Raw genomic sequence first — 16,814 nt, 5'->3', positions numbered from 1 at the left:
TAAATTAGGGAGAGGATTGCGTAGGATGAGGGTGGAGGAGGAGTCGTTTTTCAATGCGGGCGATCGTGCGCCACGTTACTGCCAAGGCATCGGGATTGATGGACACACCTCTAATCCCATGGGCAATCGCTGTTTCCATCAGAATTTCATCCGGTTGGTACGAATGCAAACATAGAATAGTCGGAACCTGCTTTTGATTGGTAACGTGTAATAGATCAGTCATCACTTTGAGCATCACTGGATGATGGAGTGGATAGAACTGGTTAAGGTATACATCATCCCGATCGATGGCAAACAGCAATTGATGCAAATCGCCAGTCCCCATCAGTAAACCTTGAACACCAGCCTCAATAAACGATTCCAAGGCAAATAAGACGGACGGCACTTCTGCCATCATCCACAACTCCACCTGGGGTAACTGGAGTAAACCCAGGGCACTGATTTTTTGGCGACAAGCTCGAAACTCCTCCACAGTGCGCACAAAGGGAAGCACCAGTCTAAAGGGAGCAGCAGACTGCCGACAGACTTGGTCGATCGCCCGCAGTTCCAAATCAAACCAATCGGGGAATAACTGGTATCCCAGAGTTCCATGGGCTGTAAAGACTGATTCCAACGCTTCCCGTCGATAATCCAGGGTGCGATAAAACAGGGGTCGATCGCCCAACGCTTTCGTAAAGGCGGTTAACCGATCGACCATTAGATTATGCAATGCCTGTAGATCTGCCTGGGCCATAAGGTTCGGCAGCGAAGTATCCCTTAGCCAAGACGCCAGCATCAGTTCCGATCGCACCAAGCCAATTCCATCGATCGGCAATGCCGCAATTTCATCTAAGCCATCGCCTTGACTAAGACTGACAAACAATTGGGTTGCTGTGACGGGATAGCGCAGGGGATAGAGAGCAGGATCGACAAAGAGCGGAGAAGGAGAAAAGGGTGGCTCATCCCGCTTGTCTATCCCCTCTGGGCGATCGATTTGATACACCTGTTGATCCTCAATGCACAGCCAATCCCCCGTGCGAAACACTTGGCTGGCTCGAGGAACATTGACCACAATAGGAATGCCGATTTCCCTTGCCAAGATTGCTCCATGACTGGTGAGACTCCCTTCCTCTGTGACAAAGGCGATCGCGTGATTGAGTTGAGGAACCCAGCTAGGCTGTAACTTTGCAGTCACAATAATGCTACCTGGAGGGATATCCACTGGCAAAACATCTTGGGTAATGACCACCGCCGGCCCCCGACAGCGCTGTTGTCCAGTGGTTATTCCCATTAGTTTAATCGGTAGTCTAATCGGCGTTGCAGGACGAACTTGATCAACGCTTGCCTGTGGGGTAGACACTAAATCAATGATAGGAGGCTCGATCGAACTTGCAAGGGCAGTGGAGAGAGAGCAAACCGGGAAATCACTGGCGGCCCCATTGGCTACCGTAGCAAACCCTGACCGAACATCTACAATCCATTGGGGATCCATCTGACCGGGAAAGTGACTGGGCAAGTGACTGGGCGAGGGCATGCCCCATAGCAAATCCAGTCGTAGATTATCCCCCCACTCCCTTTGCAGCCGCAGTCCTAGATCGATCGTGCTGTGCAGTTGACTAGGAGATAACGTGCAGGGTTCTGGATCGGCACTGGACAGACCTAACAGGGATTGAGGCTTCAGATTAATGCTGAATTCTTCAACCACCCCATCCAACCGAGGATCGAGTGTTGGATCCCGCAGCAGAATCAATCCCTGGCTGGATCTGAGATCTAAAGTTCCGTAGGCTGCGATCGACGGTAACGCTTGCACCACTACAGACAGGGGAAGAGCCCTCAAGTCATCTTCCCGTGCGTGCCAATACAGGAGGTTTCTGGCCCGGAAGGCTTCTGACCAAAGTTCCTTCAGCGGTCGCAGGAGACTAGACAAGCTCCCATCGCACTGCACCACTTGGAATGGGAATAAATCTTCCTCAGCTTGGGCCCTGACAGAACAGGTGCGGGCAATAGAACTCCGCAACCAGAGCTGTTGAGGCGGAACAGATGCTGGAACACGATGTTCTGAAGCTGATGTTGAGATGGGTTGGCTGGCTGTTCCTTCGATCGAGCTTTGTGAGACCTGCTGTTGTGAGACCTGCTGTTGTGAGACCTGCTGTTGTGATAACTGTTGCAGCGCAGACTGTAATTCTGTCTGCCAGACATCTTTTAAAGAGGCGTTGAGAATGTGTTGACGACAACGTTGCGCTAAAGATTGCAGTTGCCTGGGATCGGAAATACCGTCGGAGATTGTCTGCCCGATCGTGGATAGCTCCATCGCCCCTAGCAAGTCCTGGAAAACACAGCTAGGAATCACAAAGCCGGGAAGACTAGGATATCCTCGCTGTTGTAAATCGTGCAACTGCCACGCCCGATCGCCGACGAAGTCCTGATCGTCTGGTGCAAGTTGACCCAACCAGTAAAATGCTTTAGACACGGGCAGAAGCTCAAAAAGGACAAGAATCGGAGATTCAGCACTTACTAAGATTCACTTGCTAAGATTCACTTGTTAAGATTCGCTTGCTAAGATTCAACCACTTTAAAACTCGATCGCTGGAAAACTCAATGCCTTTCAAAATCTCGATCGCTTAAAACTATGTCGATCTTAAACACTTAAGCCCTTTTATTCAGCATTGATTTGACAATCCTTGGAAGATTAGGTCTAGGATGTCACAAGCATGTCACAGAACTGGGCATCCTAACACAAGACAGGAGATCAGTCGCAACGGCAATAGGAAACTCAGGCCAGTGCAAATTAGCAATTTTCTCAATCTGTTTCTCCACAATACCTGTGGACTCTGCGATCGCGCGACGGCAGGTGCGCTCTGTTCCGCCTGTCAAAACCAAGTGTTAAACGATCGGGGCCGGAAGCAGTTGACCGAGATGGGGGGGCGAGTATTTGCCTGGGGAAGCTACGATCGCAGTGTCAAACGGGCGATCGCGCAGTTGAAGTATGGCAACCAGCCGCAGATCGGAAATTGGCTAGGCCTGCAACTGGCCGAGGCTTGGATCGACCATGGACTCTTTGCAGCCTATCCTCGGTTAATTGCGGTACCCATTCCACTAGCCCCCGATCGTCGCAAACAGCGGGGCTACAACCAAGCAGAACATATTGCCCGAGCCTTTTGCCAGCAAGTCGGATACCCGTTGCAGCCCCAAGGCTTGTTACGGGTGCGGGAAACGCAGGCGCAATACCAACTATCTGGACAAGATCGAGAACGCAATTTGGCCCAAGCCTTTGCCCTCAGTCCCCGGTGGCAACAATCGCTGCCCCAACATTCAGTCATACTCGTAGATGATATTTATACGACGGGAGCGACCATTCAGGCTGCAACTGATGTGCTACGGCGATCGGGCATTCGGGTATGGGGTTGTGCCGTGGTGGCACGGGCAGGTGATGGCTCGTTTACTAGGGACGGCGTAGGATAGTCGGTGGGGGAGAGTCGAGGGATTGGAAGACAGGCAGCGGATCTAGCCCGGTAATGTGATGAAATTCCTCTGGGGTGAGGGTTCGGGTAATGCCGTCCAGGGCCCAAGATTGGAGGCGATCGTCTAAACAACTGAGGAATTCGATGCCTCGGGGCATGGGAACTCTGAGCCACACTGCGGCCAAAGTTTCCGCTAAAGCCAACTCAATGATGGGAGGAGCATACACATCCATCAGTTCTTCTAAGCAACTCGTGAAGGCATCTGCTTCGGTGCCATCCAGTTGATAGCTACTGACAATATGCTTCACTCTCTGATAGCTGATTTTTTCCTCCAGCGCCATGGAAACCCCAGTTTTGGCCAATCCAATTTTCTCGTCTTTTTCCCAGCTTATACCAGCTTTCGGAAATCAGGACAATTTTCTGGAATCTCTCCATGGCCCGGGTTAAACCCTTGCTAACTCAACTTCGACAACACTTTAAGTAACTGTTGACTGCTGGGGGTCAGTAACGTCTTGCGGTAAGCATCAGCTGCTTTTTTGATGCCTTCCGCTTGGGTGGGATAGGGATGAATCACTGTAGACAGAGTATTTAAGCCTTTGCCAGCCACGATCGCCAACGTGATTTCATTAATCATCTCCCCGGCATGACGCGCCACGATCGTGGCTCCGAGAATTTGATCGGAACCTTTTTTATGGAGAATTTTGACAAACCCTGTGGTTTCGCTGTCGGTCATGGCGCGATCGACGCGATCGAACGGAATGGTAATGCTATCGGTAGCGATGCCCTGTTGCGCGGCATCCGCTTCGTATAAGCCAACATGGGCAACTTCCGGATCGGTATAGGTCACCCAAGGCATGACCAATTGGCTCAACCGCGATCGGCCCAAGCCAAAGGGGGAAAACAACATATTTTTGATAACAATTCGCGCCGCTGCATCCGCCGCATGGGTAAATTTCCAATCCATGCAAATGTCACCAGCTGCGTAAATGTTGGATTGAGTCGTTTGCAGGTAGTCATTAACCCGCACCCCCCGACGGGCATCATACTCCACCCCTACAGCTTCTAAATTGAGGCCCTCAAGATTAGGTTGCCGTCCCGCTGCCACCAGAATTTCATCGACTGTTAATTCCAACAATTTTTCTGATGATTGTAATTGCAAGACCTTGCCAGTTTCGGTTTGCTGAACGTGCTGAATTTTGCACCCTAAATGGAGTTCGACCCCTTCCGCAATTAAGGCATTTTGAACGATCTCGGCGGCGGCGGGATCTTCCCGATCGAGGACATGATCGTTTTTATGGAGCAGAATGACTTGGCTCCCCAATCGTTGGAAGGCTTGGGCGAGTTCACACCCGATCGGCCCTCCTCCTACAATCGCAAACCGACGGGGACGCTCCGTTAAGGAAAAGACCGTTTCGTTGGTTAAATAACCCGCTTCAGCGAGTCCTGGGACTTCGGGTTGAGCCGCCCGCGTGCCGGTCGCAATCACTGCTTTTTTGAACTTGAGCGCTTGGTTCTCCACAGAGATCGTGTGTTCAGACGTAAAGCAAGCATTGCCCAGAAAGACATCAATTCCTAAATCACGAAAGCGGGCAGCGGAATCATGGTGGCTAATGGTCGATCGAATGCTGCGTAACCGCTCCATGACGGCGCTAAAGTCCACCTCAATCCCCTCAGGAACATGGACGCCAAATTCTTGGGATTCCCGGACATCAAAGACCGATCGAGCGGCACGAATTAATGCTTTTGACGGAACACAGCCAAAATTCAGACAATCGCCTCCCATCAAATGCCGTTCCACTAAGGCCACCCGCAAGCCAAGTCCTAGCCCCGCTGCGCCTGCCGCCACCACCAAGCCCGCTGTGCCTGCACCAATCACTACCAAGTCATAGGTTGATTGGGGTTGGGGATTTTGCCAATCTGCGGGATGGACTTGATTGAGTAGTTCTTGATTATAGCGATCGTGGGGAAACAGTTGAGGGGAGGTCATGGGTTGTGGTCGCTCGGATGAAACATTGGATGAAACAACAGGAAAAACGGGCAGATCATCACCGGGGAAATTACGTCTCGATCGCCTCGTTTAAGGCCGTTTTGGCAAGGCGGGTAATATAAAGCGTGACGGCAACGGTGGCGGCAAAACCCACAATCCGAATTACCCATTGGGCAACTTGAGCTTCTCGATTCATGGCCACATCTCCCACCAGCGAGCCAATGTAGACGTACATTACCGTACCAGGAATCATCCCGATCGACGCTAAGGCATAGTCTTTTAAAGAGACCTTGGTTAGCGAGAGAGCATAGTTCAGTAAACTAAAGGGAAATACGGGAGAAAGGCGCGTCAGTAAGACAATTTTGAACCCAGCTTGGCCGATCGCACGATCAATGGCGACAAATTTAGCATTATCTGCAATCTTATGCGCAATCCACTGGCGGGCTAGGGAACGGCCCAAGAGAAATGCCAGCACCGCTCCCAGCGTTGCCCCTGCAAAGACGTAGAGAGAACCCAAGATGACCCCAAAGAAGGCCCCTGCCCCCACCGTGAGTACGGCTCCAGGAATGACCAAAACAGTGGCGATTGCGTAGATGGCAATAAACACTAGACCGCCCACAAACCCTAAATTCTGCGACCACTGTAAAATCTGTTCAAAAAATCCATTCATAGATAGATGGGTGGTAATGACGATCAGAACAGTCAGGATCAACAGTCCGATGAACCATTGTAACGTTGCAGACTGAGAAATTCGATGGCGAGGAGACGGCATGGGCTTGGCAGCGGACACTACACTCTATGTACGCCTTACCGCTATGCTTGGATTAAATTACCTTTGCAAGTTGTCTAGTCAAGCTGTAGTAAGCCTGTGTTGCCTGTTTTTACCCATCGATTAAAGGATACCCCTGCAAGAGATCCTGACTGGATCCTCTCCCTGACAGCAGCGGAGCGCACCCGATCGCGCCTCCACTGCACAACAGATGAAGGGCAAGCCATCTATCTACAATTGCCGCGTGGCACAGTTCTGCAAGAAGGAGATTGGTTGCAAACGGCCAATGGTCATCTTCTGCAAATTCTCGCTAAGCCCGAACCCGTCCTGACAGTAAAAGCGCAATTTCCCTTGGCGCTCTTACAAGCAGCCTACCATCTCGGTAATCGCCATGTGCCATTGGAAATTACCGCCACCTACCTACGGCTAGCACCGGATCCAGTGCTACAGCATTTATTAGAACATCGAGGTTTAACGATCGTGGAAGAGATTGCACCGTTCCAACCAGAAACCGGAGCCTACGGCGAGCATTCCCATTAACCCCCCTACCCCGCTACCCTCCTACCCCGCTACCCAAAAGATGCAAACTTCCGGATTACTACGGTTAATGCAATTAGTGAGTCCAAGTTTACCCGTGGGAGCCTATAGCTATTCCGAGGGGCTGGAAACGCTGGTGCAAACGGGAACGATCGCGCAGGTTGGGCAATTGCAGCATTGGCTGACCCAGGAGTTGACCTATGGGGCCGTACGCTTGGAGGCAGCGGTGATGCTGCGATCGTACCAAGCCAGCCAATCGGGCGATCGGGCAGCCGTCCAATACTGGAACCAATGGTTGACAGCGGCACGGGAAACGGAGGAACTACGATCGCAGAGTTTACAAATGGGTCGATCGTTATTGCGGTTATTTCAAGACGTGCAAGAGAGTTTAGAGAGCAATCAGATAACAGATACAGAACCCGTTTTAACAACACTGAAGGGTTTAAAATCCCAAGGTTGTCACTTTGCAGTCGCCTTCGGATTAGTGGCTGCAAGCTGGGACGTGGAAGAAACATCGGCGTTATTGGGATATTTGCATAGTTGGGCCAGTAATTTAGTCAGTGCCGCTATTAAATTAGTCCCCCTAGGACAAACGGAAGGGCAACGGTTATTGCTAACACTCAATCCCAAGATCGAACAGGCAGCACAAACGATCGTTCAGTTGGCTGATGACGATTTGGTGAGTTGCGGTTGGGGCTTATCCCTGGCCAGTATGCACCACGAGACCCTCTACAGTCGCCTCTTTCGCAGTTAGGTTTGCGAGGCTAAGTAACGAGGCTAACTAACAGTGATTGATTGCCACCAGCCAAACCCAGCGGGCCAAACTGTGTGAGAAGTGCTTCTGTCTCGTTGCCTAGAAAAAATTGAACGGATCTGATATCGGCAAATGCAGCTTCGCTTAAGTTTGGGTGGTTATAATGATAGTGACCATTACTGGTTGGAGGGAGTGAGCATGTCTGTACGATCGCCTCGCTACAGTAAAGAAGAATTTGCCAAACGGGGAAATGAGATCTACGAGTCTCAGGTGCGATCTCAAGTGGAACCCAAGAATCATGGCAAAATCGTAGCGATCGATATCGAAACAGGAGCCTTTGAAGTCGCTGATAATGTTGTTATGGCCTCAGAGAAACTCCTAGCGAAATATCCAGATGCCCAAACTTGGTTTATCAGAATCGGCTATCCCGCTGTCTATCATTTTGGTGCACGGAGCTTAAAACTTCAGCCATGATGTACGGTTCAGTGAATCAGAACTGCGAGGCAATACTTCCAGTGGTAGTAAAGAATAATACCCAGACAGAGGTTATTGATGCAGTCATCGATACAGGTTTTTCAGGATTTCTGACGCTTCCTTCTAATACGATCGCGGCTCTCGACCTAGTATGGAAAGGGCGGGATACAGCGACCTTAGGCGATGGGACATTCTGTATTTTTGAGGTTTACATTGCAACGGTAATTTGGGATGGGCAATATTGCACCATTGATATCAATGAGTCTGAAACAATTCCGTTAATTGGAATGCGATTGTTAAGAGGCTATGATCTGCACATTCAGGCGATAGAGGGTGGCTCTGTTAAACTCGAAGCATTAATGTAATGCAACGTAGAAAGTTGTGATTAGCCGATTAGGTCAGTATGCTAGGCAACGTAACAAACGGTTGATTGCGGTAGTGGGAGTCCTGACGATCGCCTATTGCTCAACCTGCCTATTTTTATTTCTGCGGCAACGGCACCTGATTTATCGTCCGGCTCCAGACTTCTCCCTGCACCCCGACGCCCCAGCCTTTAACCTGCCCTACGAAGACATTTGGATGCCGATCGCGAATTCTTCAGACACCCTCCATGGTTGGTGGATTCCTGCGCCACCCCCCCAAGAATCCTTTGCACCCTTATCCAATGAACCACAACGGATTCTCACCCGGCCCAAAGTCATGTTGTACCTCTGTGGCGTTGGCCGCAACATGGGGGACTACAATTACCTGGCTCGTGTATCGGCCTTTCGACAATTGGGCTTTTCGGTCTTGGTGTTTGACTATCTAGGCTACGGGCGCAGCAAAGGCGACTTTCCCACCGAAGCGCAACTGTATCAGGATAGCCAAGCCGCCTGGTATTACCTCCGCACCGTGCGCCAGATCCCCGCAGAAGACATTGTGATTTATGGCGAATCCTTGGGCGGCGCGATCGCCTTGGATTTGGCCATTCGCAATCCAACCGCAGCAGGTTTAATCATGCAGAGTTCCTTTACCTCCATGGCAGCGGTCATTCAATCCAAACCAGGGTTGAAACTGTTTCCGATTGATCTGCTTTTGACAGAACGTTTTGACTCGCTGACCAAACTGCGATCGCTGCGGATTCCTGTTCTCTTTATCCACGGCAGTGCTGATTCTGTAGTGCCCGTTGAAATGAGCCAACGTCTCTACACGGCAGCCCCTGATCCCAAACAAGTCTTATTCATTGCTGGAGCAGACCATGTCAGGATTTATCAACCCGGCAATCAGTCTTATCTGCAAGCAATTCAGAAATTTGTTGGGCAACTCTCGAAGTAAGGCCAATTGCGCGATCGTCGAGATTGGCAATGACAGGCGATCGGGTATCACTTAATTGGGCTTATGAATTCCTGGGGATAGGAATAAACTTGATTCGTGCGAAAGCTGGGAACGGTTTGGTTAGGCGTTGTTGAATTGGGAGAATTTGGGTTGGGGTTATACGTGCCTGGGCGTTGGGGTGGTGTTAGCACTTGTGGCGGTTGTAGCGGCGGCAATTCCACCGAAGGCACATGAGGTTGCGGCGGTTGCGGAACAACCACTTTTTCCTGAATCACCCGAGGCCGAATATTGATGAACAAAATATTGCGCTGGCTATCCACACAGCCCACGATATCCGGTTGCTGGGTGCCTTGGGGCAGTTGAAAAGTGCTAGCTGTCCCGATCGGGGCGGGATATCCCAACGAAGACGTCGCTCCACCCGGTCGGGGAAAATCAAAGGAACCCATGACGCCACCGGGTTTCGGAAAATCAAAGCCATCACTCAGGCCCACCTGGTTGAGGCTGAAGCGATTGCCACAGGTATCCTTGCCATCACCGATCGTGATGACAATTCGGCTATCTCCCGTGCGACTGACCGCTTGGGAAATTTGGGAAATTTGCGACAGCGATCGGGTTTCAAATCCTTGGGTTTGGGCTTGGGCAGTGGGCACCCATCCCAGCAGGGTCGTCAGAATTAGCCCCATTACGGTTCCATTACGAAGTTCACTCGTCCAATGCCGCGTCGCCACTGTAGACTTCATACAAGACTCCTCGTACTTTCAAAGTTAGGTCTTACGGCCTGCATAGGAGTCAAACTGAGAAATTATGCAAATCCGGAACAGAGGTCTGTGGCTGCGTAATTTCCATCAATGCTGGCATTTATAATCCCTGTAGCGGCAACTTACCGATCACAAGCTACTGGCTAACCCCCTCTGACAACTATGCGATCGCGTCCAACTCTCACTGACCGATTCTCGACCTTTTTGCAATTTGAAGGCGATCACCCCCAAACCTGGGTGCCCGATGGTCGGCTTCAGCGCAGTATGCAACGGTCATTGCAGCAGCACCCCAAGGAACTTTCGGAGAATTTCTGGGCGCTGTTTTGGTACAAAGTCTGGCACCAGGAAAAGGCTAAAGCCACGCCGAGTCGGTTGCTGTCTCGATCGCTCTCCACCAATCACCTAGCAGCCTACCTACAAGAAAGCTGCTACTGGGCTGCCAAGCGCATGTTGACCCAGTTTAGTGCGGTGCAGTATACCGTGGCCGATTGCTTCCAAGGAGCGATCGTGCGGATGCAGAAAATTCTGGAGGGGTTTGACCCCAATCAAGGCTTTAGCTTAGAAAGTTATGCCAGCGCCATTTTTAGCAGTACGATTCGCGATACCCTGCGCCAACGCCAGGAAATCGACATTTGCAGTAATTGGGCGTTGCTGCGGAAAGTGAGCCAGAAGCGCGTAATTGAAGCCCTGCAAACCGCTGGACAAACGGGCAATACCATTCAGTCCTATGTGTTGGCGTGGCAAGAGTTTAAGCGGCTCTACGTTCCCGTCCAAGCAACAGGCACCCGCAAACTCCCCCCTCCCAGCCCTGAAATTTGGCAAGCGATCGCCCAAACCTACGATCGTGAGCGGGGGAACCTCCCGGAAGCCTCGGCAGCCACCCTCGAACGCTGGCTCAATGCCACCGCCCAAGCAGTGCGGACGTATTTAAACCCCAACGTGGTTTCCATTAATACCCCCAAGCCAGGGCAGGACTCCGGGGAATTACTGGACGATCTCACCGATGAGGTTCGGGGTTCGTTGATGAATGACCTGATTGCCCAGGAGGAGGCCGAAGAGCGTAAAACCCAGCAGCAGGACGTGAATCAGGTGCTCATCGCCGCGATCGCGGATTGTGATGGCGAAATCCAGCAAATTCTGCAACTGTACTACGGCGAAGGGCAAACCCAGCAGCAAATGGCCGCTCAACTGGGCATCAAGCAGTACACCATTTCCCGCCGCCTCACCCGGGCCAAGGAGATTTTGCTCAAAAAACTTATCCTCTGGAGCCGAGATACCCTGCATATCGAGATCACCCCGGACGTAATAGACACCATGGGAACGGTGCTGGAAGAGTGGCTCCAAAAGCACTACCAAGCTTAGCAACCGCTGAATGAGCCATCCCATAGCCTATCCCAGGTTCGATCCCACCCATCCCTAACCCTGTTCAGTCTGATCTCAGCGAAGGAGTCGCCTGTTATGTTCTCAACTGCTACCCCGTTATCCCTTCCCCAACCGGAACAAGTTTGGCGACAAACCGATCGCTTTCGTGTCTCTCCCGATCGCTGGACGGCCTATCTCAATCAACTGGCGATCGCGGCAATTCAACCTTGGCTGCAAGCGGAATTTTCCCAGGTCAAGCCCGCCCTCAATCGCGCAGCTCAAACTAGTCTCTGGAGCTGCACCACCGGGACACCCTTACTGATTAACGGTCAACGCTGGGTGGTGATTCCGACGGAAACGATCGACCAGGATGAATGGAGCATTCCCCAGGAATGGATTGATATTCCCGATTGGGCAGCGGATTATTATGTGGCAGTGGATATCAATCCCGATGACGCAGGTGCAGAGATTTGGGGCTTTGCCAGCCATTACCAAATCAAAACCCTGGGAATTTACGAAGCCAGCGATCGTAGCTATCGCCTCAGTGCTAACCATCTCATCACAGATTTGGCCACCCTCCGCCTGCGCCAGGAATTCTGTCCCCAGCCCCTGCGAGCAGCCATTACAGACATTCCCAAACTGACGATCGCCCATGCCCAAAATTTAATCACCCGACTCGCTAACCTAAATCCTACGATCGCCCTACGGTTGGAGTTACCTTTCCCCACTTGGGCGGGCCTGATTGCCCACGGCGGCTGGCGGCAAGACCTACACCAACAACGACAAGGCTTGGAACGTCAACCGTCGATCGGGCAATGGCTACGGCAAGGCTTAGATCAACTGAGCAGTGAACTCGGCTGGCAGCAGGTAGACTTGCAATTTGCCGCTGTGGGAGCCAGGGGCAATGGCGAAGAACCCTCGGAGACAGTGGCCTTTGCGCGGCAGTTAACGATCGCGGGGCAATCCTACGAATTACAAATCTTCCCATTGGCTGATTCGCTCCGCTTTGAACTGCGCAATACTAATCCCGGTGGTTTGATTCCTGGCGGCTTTCGGCTTACGCTGCTAACAGAAGATTTGGAAATGTTTGAGGGAAATCAAGCATTTGCTGAATCGGCTATAGAAGCTATCACATTAGAAGTCGAATTAGATAATGGTGAAGGCATCGTTTGGGAGATTGAGCCCACACCCGATGCCTTTGAACGAGAAATTATTCGGTTTTAGGCAATATTTCGGTGGAGCGGGTGCTTCCCAGCAACCAAAATACTTTGGAAACGTATCAGCAAAATCAGCTTCCCTCACAGGGATTTAAGAGGCAGTTCAAGCGATCGTTGAATCTGTTAAACGGAATTCTAAATCGCTGAATGGGCTTTATACAATAGATTGTTTAGAGAGATTTTTACCAAGTAGCGTTTTGACAAACTAGACCGTTATTTTAGTTTGGCTGCTCCCTCATAAGGGATGACTTCACTGAACCTTGACTTCGTTCAATCGATTATTTCGATCGGTGGGCCTGCCGTTTCACATGGCCAAACACCAAAGCCTGCTTCAACATGACGACCGCTTCGAGATCGTCTCCATTGCACCCTTGACCCACAAGATTACGTAGCTGCCCCTCATGTTCTTTAGAGAGATAGCCCATTTCTAGTACACGATGAACTAGTAAATAGATTGCAGACATGCACAGACTCCCTTAGCTCGGTCGATCGGCTCACTCTGACTGAGTCTAGAGATTAGGGATCGATCGTGGAGAACTTGTGAAGAGTTCAACATTTATTTAAACTTTAAGTAAATAATATTGAGATCATCTAGTGAAATTGCAAACTCATACGAATAGATGTAACACAGACTACATATTTACAAGACTTAGGTTTTATTTGCAAAATTTTATTTTTTGATTTAAATAAAATTTCATTTTCCGCTGTGGGCTGCGGTGTGAGGGAGATTGCATCACCTCCCAACTTCACCCCGTATAAGAAAGTGACTTTTGGATGAGTCACCAGCCCTGCCAACTTGGCAGATGTAGGAACTCGCATCCCTGAGAACCAATGATCACAGTTAAAAGCCCATAAGAAAGAGGGTCAGCAGTCATGCTTCCCCTCCTTTCAAGTGACTCGTGAATTTTTGACTTACGTCTAATACCAAATCAACTGGTAATTGCAACACATAACGATCCCCCTAAATCCCCCTTAAAAAGGGGGACTTTGAAAGAATTTGCCTGAATTCCCCCCTTTTTAAGGGGGGCTAGGGGGGATCGGATCTGTAGCATTAATGAATCAATTTGGTCTAAGGGAGCGAGCTTGAGGGCGATCGCATCTACGATCTCACTCAAGCCTCGCGGAATCAACCTCGCGGTTCCATCACGACTCAGTGATTTCGCCCAGTTCCTCATCCCCTTCTGATAACTCGGCGGCTTCTCCCGTGACCGGAACCACAGCAACTGCTGTAATGGCATCATCTTCATCGAGCCGTTGTAACCGGACTCCAGTAGCTGGGCGAGATTGGGCCGAAATCGCATCCACTGCTTGACGAATAATAATGCCTCGATTCGTCACTAGCATCAGTTCTTCCCCTTCATTCACCATGATCAGTGCCGACAAGGTATCCCCTTTCCTGCGGAATTTTGTTGCAATAATGCCCATGCCACCCCGATTTTGTAGTCGGAATTGCCCCACAGGAACCCGCTTACCGAGGCCACCGGTGGTCACTACCAAAATCCAAGGGCCTTGGTTCTTGCCGTCGGTCAGTTCCTCGGAATCATCATCACTATCGGATTCCAGTAGGGCCGCCTGCTCCGCTAGGATTTGGCTGGAGACGATCGCCATTCCAACTAAGCGATCGCCTTCCTTCAGGTTCATCGATCGCACCCCACGGGTGGCGCGGCCCAGCGGACGTAGTTGTTCGTTGTTCACCCGGAAATGGATAGCACGACCTTGGCTAGAACCGATAATGATACTGTCGTGTACTGTTGCCAGTCGCACCCAACGTAACTGGTCTGCTTCTTCCAAGGAAATGGCAATCAATCCATTGGCACGAATATTACTAAAGGCAGACAGTACGGTCTTTTTAATAAAGCCCTTTTGGGTGAGCATCACAAGATAGACATCATCTCGGAACTCACTCACGGGTACGACAGAAGTAATTTTTTCTTCGTGGGTGACTTGCAGGAGCTGAACGATCGGGGTGCCCCGCGCCGTCCGGGAACAGGTGGGAATTTGGTACGCCTTAATGGCATAAACCACACCACGATCGCTAAACATCATCACCACATCGTGATCACAACAGGTGACAAAGTGATCAACTGCATCATCTTCTTTCATCTTTGCGCCAGCTTTGCCGCGAGTGTTGCGGCTTTGGGCTTCAAAGGAATCTACAGGCATCCGTTTGACGTATCCCTGTTCTGTAATCAGGATGATCGACTTTTCATTGGCGATCAAATCCTCATCCATTAACTCATCTTCACCTTGCTCAATATGAGTTCGGCGGGGTGTAGCATGAACTTTTTTGAGTTCGCTAACTTCTTCTTCAATGATCGCTAGAATGCGTTCGCGTTTTGCCAGGATATCTTGCAAATCGATAATTTGCCGTTGCAAGTCCTCATGTTCTCGCTGGATCTTTTCCGCTTCCAACGCCGTTAAGCGACGCAATTGCATTTGCAAAATTGCATCGGATTGATTTTCCGATAGATTGTAGGTATCGATCAGTTCCTGTTTCGCGATCGCGGCATCGGCGGCATGGCGAATCAGATCAATAATTGCATCCAAATTAGCCAAAGCTGTCAGCAAGCCCTGCAACAGGTGATCCCGTTCTTCAGCTTTACGCAGCAGATAACGGGTACGACGGGTAATGGTTTCAACCCGGAAGTCGAGGAAGGTTTTTAGGAAGACCCGCAGCGTTAGAGTTTGCGGTTCATTATTCACTAGGGCCAGCATGTTTGCCCCAAAGGTGTTTTGAAGGGGGGTTTGCTTATAGAGATTGTTCAAAACCACCCGAGGATAGGCATCCCGCTTCAGTTCAATAACGATCCGCATGCCATCCCGATCGCTTTCATCGCGAATATCAGAAATTCCATCTAATTTCTTGTCATTGACCAACTCAGCAATTTTTTCGATCAACGCTGCTTTGTTCGTCTGGTAGGGGAGTTCTGTAACGATGATAGCGTCTTTGTCCGGTGCACCCCGCCGCTCGATCGTTTCAATACTCGCGACCCCCCGCATGGTAATGGAACCACGGCCACTGGTGTAGGCTTCCCGAATTCCAGATTTCCCAACAATTAACGCCCCCGTAGGGAAGTCAGGGCCAAGGATATACTCCATCAAACCAGTATCGGTAATCTCTGGATTGTGAATCATGGCGACCAATCCATCAATCAACTCACCCAGATTGTGGGGTGGAATGTTGGTCGCCATCCCAACCGCAATTCCAGCGGAACCGTTGAGTAATAACTGAGGGATCCGAGACGGCAATACGGTGGGTTCTTGCTGAGATCCATCAAAGTTATCAGCAAAATCAACGGTCTCTGATTCGATATCCTGCAACAGGGCATTCATCGTCAGCGCAGTCAGCCGCGACTCCGTGTACCGCATAGCAGCAGGGGGGTCGTTATCGATCGACCCAAAGTTTCCATGGCCATCAATCAAGGGCGATCGCATGGAGAAATCCTGTGCCATCCGCACCAAGGCATCATAGACAGCCGTGTCGCCATGGGGGTGGTATTTACCCAAGACTTCCCCCACCACACGGGCACATTTCCGGAAGGGCCGATCGTGGGTTAATCCTAACTCGTGCATTGCATAGAGAATCCGGCGGTGAACAGGCTTCAGCCCATCCCGCGCATCCGGCAGAGCACGACCCACAATCACGCTCATGGCGTATTCCAGGTAAGACCGCTGCATCTCGTTACGCAAATCAGTCGGAACAATGCGCTCCTCGTTCGGCGGCTCTTGAGAAAAGGTCATAGCGTGAAATACTCCAAAAGCAGCAATTTTTCGTGACACCCAGGTCGGGCGATTAATTATAACCGACTAGGGATAAGTTGACTCATAAATTTTAGCACAAAATCCTCTTTTTAGAGACCCCTCAAACCCAAGCAAAGTGAGCTTTTGAAGGACTTTTTGGGTTATGCATTGTTAGGCTCTCAGAATTCATTACGTCCTGGTATTATCAATTTACTAATGTGCATATTGTCATAGCTGTTTTCTCGATTTTGAATGATTCAAGTTTTGAATTCTATTTTATTTTAATTCTTATGATTATTTTTTGATTTCTTATTGATATTTAAATTGATTTTATTTCTTTATTTTTTTGATTCTATTATTAATCTAAAAGCTATATGGTAAAGCATTGGAACTATCAGCTAGATGACCTTTCATAGTTTTTTTGAGTGATGGGACGGAGCACAATCTTGTAGAAAAGGCTT

At 50.3% G+C, this 16,814-nt stretch carries 15 protein-coding genes; 8 read left to right on the top strand and 7 right to left on the bottom strand.

From position 1 onward, the window contains the following. Positions 1-4: 4 nt before the first annotated feature. Complete coding sequence (locus tag ACN4EG_RS13335; protein WP_431630069.1) at positions 5-2,449, bottom strand: putative PEP-binding protein; 2,445 nt, start codon at positions 2,447-2,449, stop codon at positions 5-7. 311 nt (positions 2,450-2,760) lie between these two features. Between ACN4EG_RS13335 and ACN4EG_RS13330 the strand changes: the two genes are divergently transcribed. Next, on the top strand, positions 2,761-3,441 hold the full coding sequence (locus ACN4EG_RS13330; protein ID WP_431630067.1) for a ComF family protein: 681 nt from the start codon (positions 2,761-2,763) through the stop codon (positions 3,439-3,441). Here ACN4EG_RS13330 and ACN4EG_RS13325 read toward each other — a convergent pair. The 3 genes from ACN4EG_RS13325 to ACN4EG_RS13315 form a co-directional block, all read right to left on the bottom strand. Next, positions 3,422-3,802, bottom strand: coding sequence for a hypothetical protein (locus ACN4EG_RS13325; RefSeq protein WP_431630065.1), 381 nt, complete (start codon positions 3,800-3,802; stop codon positions 3,422-3,424). The two genes, ACN4EG_RS13330 and ACN4EG_RS13325, sit on opposite strands and share 20 nt — an antisense overlap. 92 nt (positions 3,803-3,894) lie before the next feature. Then, complete coding sequence (locus tag ACN4EG_RS13320; RefSeq protein ID WP_431630063.1) at positions 3,895-5,427, bottom strand: mercuric reductase; 1,533 nt, start codon at positions 5,425-5,427, stop codon at positions 3,895-3,897. Between the two features lie 70 nt (positions 5,428-5,497). Beyond that, complete coding sequence (locus ACN4EG_RS13315) at positions 5,498-6,199, bottom strand: TVP38/TMEM64 family protein (RefSeq protein ID WP_431630062.1); 702 nt, start codon at positions 6,197-6,199, stop codon at positions 5,498-5,500. A gap of 96 nt (positions 6,200-6,295) precedes the next feature. Here ACN4EG_RS13315 and ureE point away from each other — a divergent pair, with 96 nt between their 5' ends. From ureE to ACN4EG_RS13290, 5 genes are all read left to right on the top strand, one after another. After that, positions 6,296-6,736: an urease accessory protein UreE gene (gene ureE / locus ACN4EG_RS13310; protein ID WP_431630060.1), complete on the top strand. Its 441-nt coding sequence runs from the start codon at positions 6,296-6,298 to the stop codon at positions 6,734-6,736. A gap of 40 nt (positions 6,737-6,776) precedes the next feature. Further along, positions 6,777-7,487, top strand: coding sequence for an urease accessory protein UreF (locus tag ACN4EG_RS13305; RefSeq protein ID WP_431630058.1), 711 nt, complete (start codon positions 6,777-6,779; stop codon positions 7,485-7,487). Between the two features lie 198 nt (positions 7,488-7,685). Then, complete coding sequence (locus tag ACN4EG_RS13300; protein ID WP_431630057.1) at positions 7,686-7,961, top strand: hypothetical protein; 276 nt, start codon at positions 7,686-7,688, stop codon at positions 7,959-7,961. A 41-nt stretch (positions 7,962-8,002) separates the two neighbouring features. Further along, complete coding sequence (locus ACN4EG_RS13295) at positions 8,003-8,326, top strand: clan AA aspartic protease (RefSeq protein ID WP_431630056.1); 324 nt, start codon at positions 8,003-8,005, stop codon at positions 8,324-8,326. Between the two features lie 16 nt (positions 8,327-8,342). Beyond that, positions 8,343-9,275 (top strand): alpha/beta hydrolase, encoded by a 933-nt coding sequence (locus ACN4EG_RS13290; protein WP_431630055.1) that lies wholly within the window; start codon positions 8,343-8,345, stop codon positions 9,273-9,275. A gap of 47 nt (positions 9,276-9,322) precedes the next feature. On the opposite strand, the gene ACN4EG_RS13285 is transcribed toward ACN4EG_RS13290, so the two are convergent. After that, positions 9,323-10,015, bottom strand: a complete 693-nt coding sequence (locus tag ACN4EG_RS13285; protein ID WP_431630054.1) for a hypothetical protein — start codon at positions 10,013-10,015, stop codon at positions 9,323-9,325. Between the two features lie 180 nt (positions 10,016-10,195). Between ACN4EG_RS13285 and ACN4EG_RS13280 the strand changes: the two genes are divergently transcribed. Together ACN4EG_RS13280 and ACN4EG_RS13275 are read left to right on the top strand one after the other, a co-directional pair. Next, the gene (locus tag ACN4EG_RS13280) at positions 10,196-11,395 is read left to right on the top strand and encodes a sigma-70 family RNA polymerase sigma factor (RefSeq protein WP_431630053.1); all 1,200 of its coding nucleotides are present in this window, start codon (positions 10,196-10,198) and stop codon (positions 11,393-11,395) included. A 96-nt stretch (positions 11,396-11,491) separates the two neighbouring features. Further along, positions 11,492-12,619, top strand: a complete 1,128-nt coding sequence (locus ACN4EG_RS13275; protein WP_431630051.1) for a DUF1822 family protein — start codon at positions 11,492-11,494, stop codon at positions 12,617-12,619. A gap of 271 nt (positions 12,620-12,890) precedes the next feature. Here the strand turns inward: ACN4EG_RS13275 and ACN4EG_RS13270 are convergent, their stop codons facing one another. After that, positions 12,891-13,076 carry a hypothetical protein gene (locus ACN4EG_RS13270; protein ID WP_431630049.1) on the bottom strand — a complete coding sequence of 62 codons (186 nt, stop codon included), beginning with the start codon at positions 13,074-13,076 and terminating at the stop codon, positions 12,891-12,893. Positions 13,077-13,755: 679 nt separating this feature from the next. Continuing rightward, a complete protein-coding gene (gyrA, locus tag ACN4EG_RS13265) occupies positions 13,756-16,353 on the bottom strand; it encodes a DNA gyrase subunit A (RefSeq protein ID WP_431630047.1) in 2,598 nt (865 codons plus the stop codon). Positions 16,354-16,814: the final 461 nt, after the last annotated feature.

This window comes from Alkalinema pantanalense CENA528, from assembly GCF_050753345.1.
Lineage (GTDB): Bacteria > Cyanobacteriota > Cyanobacteriia > Leptolyngbyales > Leptolyngbyaceae > Alkalinema > Alkalinema pantanalense.
The sequence above is the reverse complement of the archived record's forward strand: the minus strand, read 5'-3'. Positions and strand labels throughout refer to the sequence as shown.

Excerpts from the sequence above, each read along its gene's own strand:
- ACN4EG_RS13320 (WP_431630063.1), bottom strand. The coding sequence starts at position 5,427 with ATGACCTCCCCTCAACTGTTTCCCCACGATCGCTATAATCAAGAACTA.
- ACN4EG_RS13315 (WP_431630062.1), bottom strand. The coding sequence starts at position 6,199 with ATGCCGTCTCCTCGCCATCGAATTTCTCAGTCTGCAACGTTACAATGG.
- ACN4EG_RS13305 (WP_431630058.1), top strand. The coding sequence starts at position 6,777 with ATGCAAACTTCCGGATTACTACGGTTAATGCAATTAGTGAGTCCAAGT.
- ACN4EG_RS13300 (WP_431630057.1), top strand. The coding sequence starts at position 7,686 with ATGTCTGTACGATCGCCTCGCTACAGTAAAGAAGAATTTGCCAAACGG.
- ACN4EG_RS13285 (WP_431630054.1), bottom strand. The coding sequence starts at position 10,015 with ATGAAGTCTACAGTGGCGACGCGGCATTGGACGAGTGAACTTCGTAAT.
- ACN4EG_RS13280 (WP_431630053.1), top strand. The coding sequence starts at position 10,196 with ATGCGATCGCGTCCAACTCTCACTGACCGATTCTCGACCTTTTTGCAA.
- ACN4EG_RS13275 (WP_431630051.1), top strand. The coding sequence starts at position 11,492 with ATGTTCTCAACTGCTACCCCGTTATCCCTTCCCCAACCGGAACAAGTT.
- ACN4EG_RS13270 (WP_431630049.1), bottom strand. The coding sequence starts at position 13,076 with ATGTCTGCAATCTATTTACTAGTTCATCGTGTACTAGAAATGGGCTAT.
- gyrA (WP_431630047.1), bottom strand. The coding sequence starts at position 16,353 with ATGACCTTTTCTCAAGAGCCGCCGAACGAGGAGCGCATTGTTCCGACT.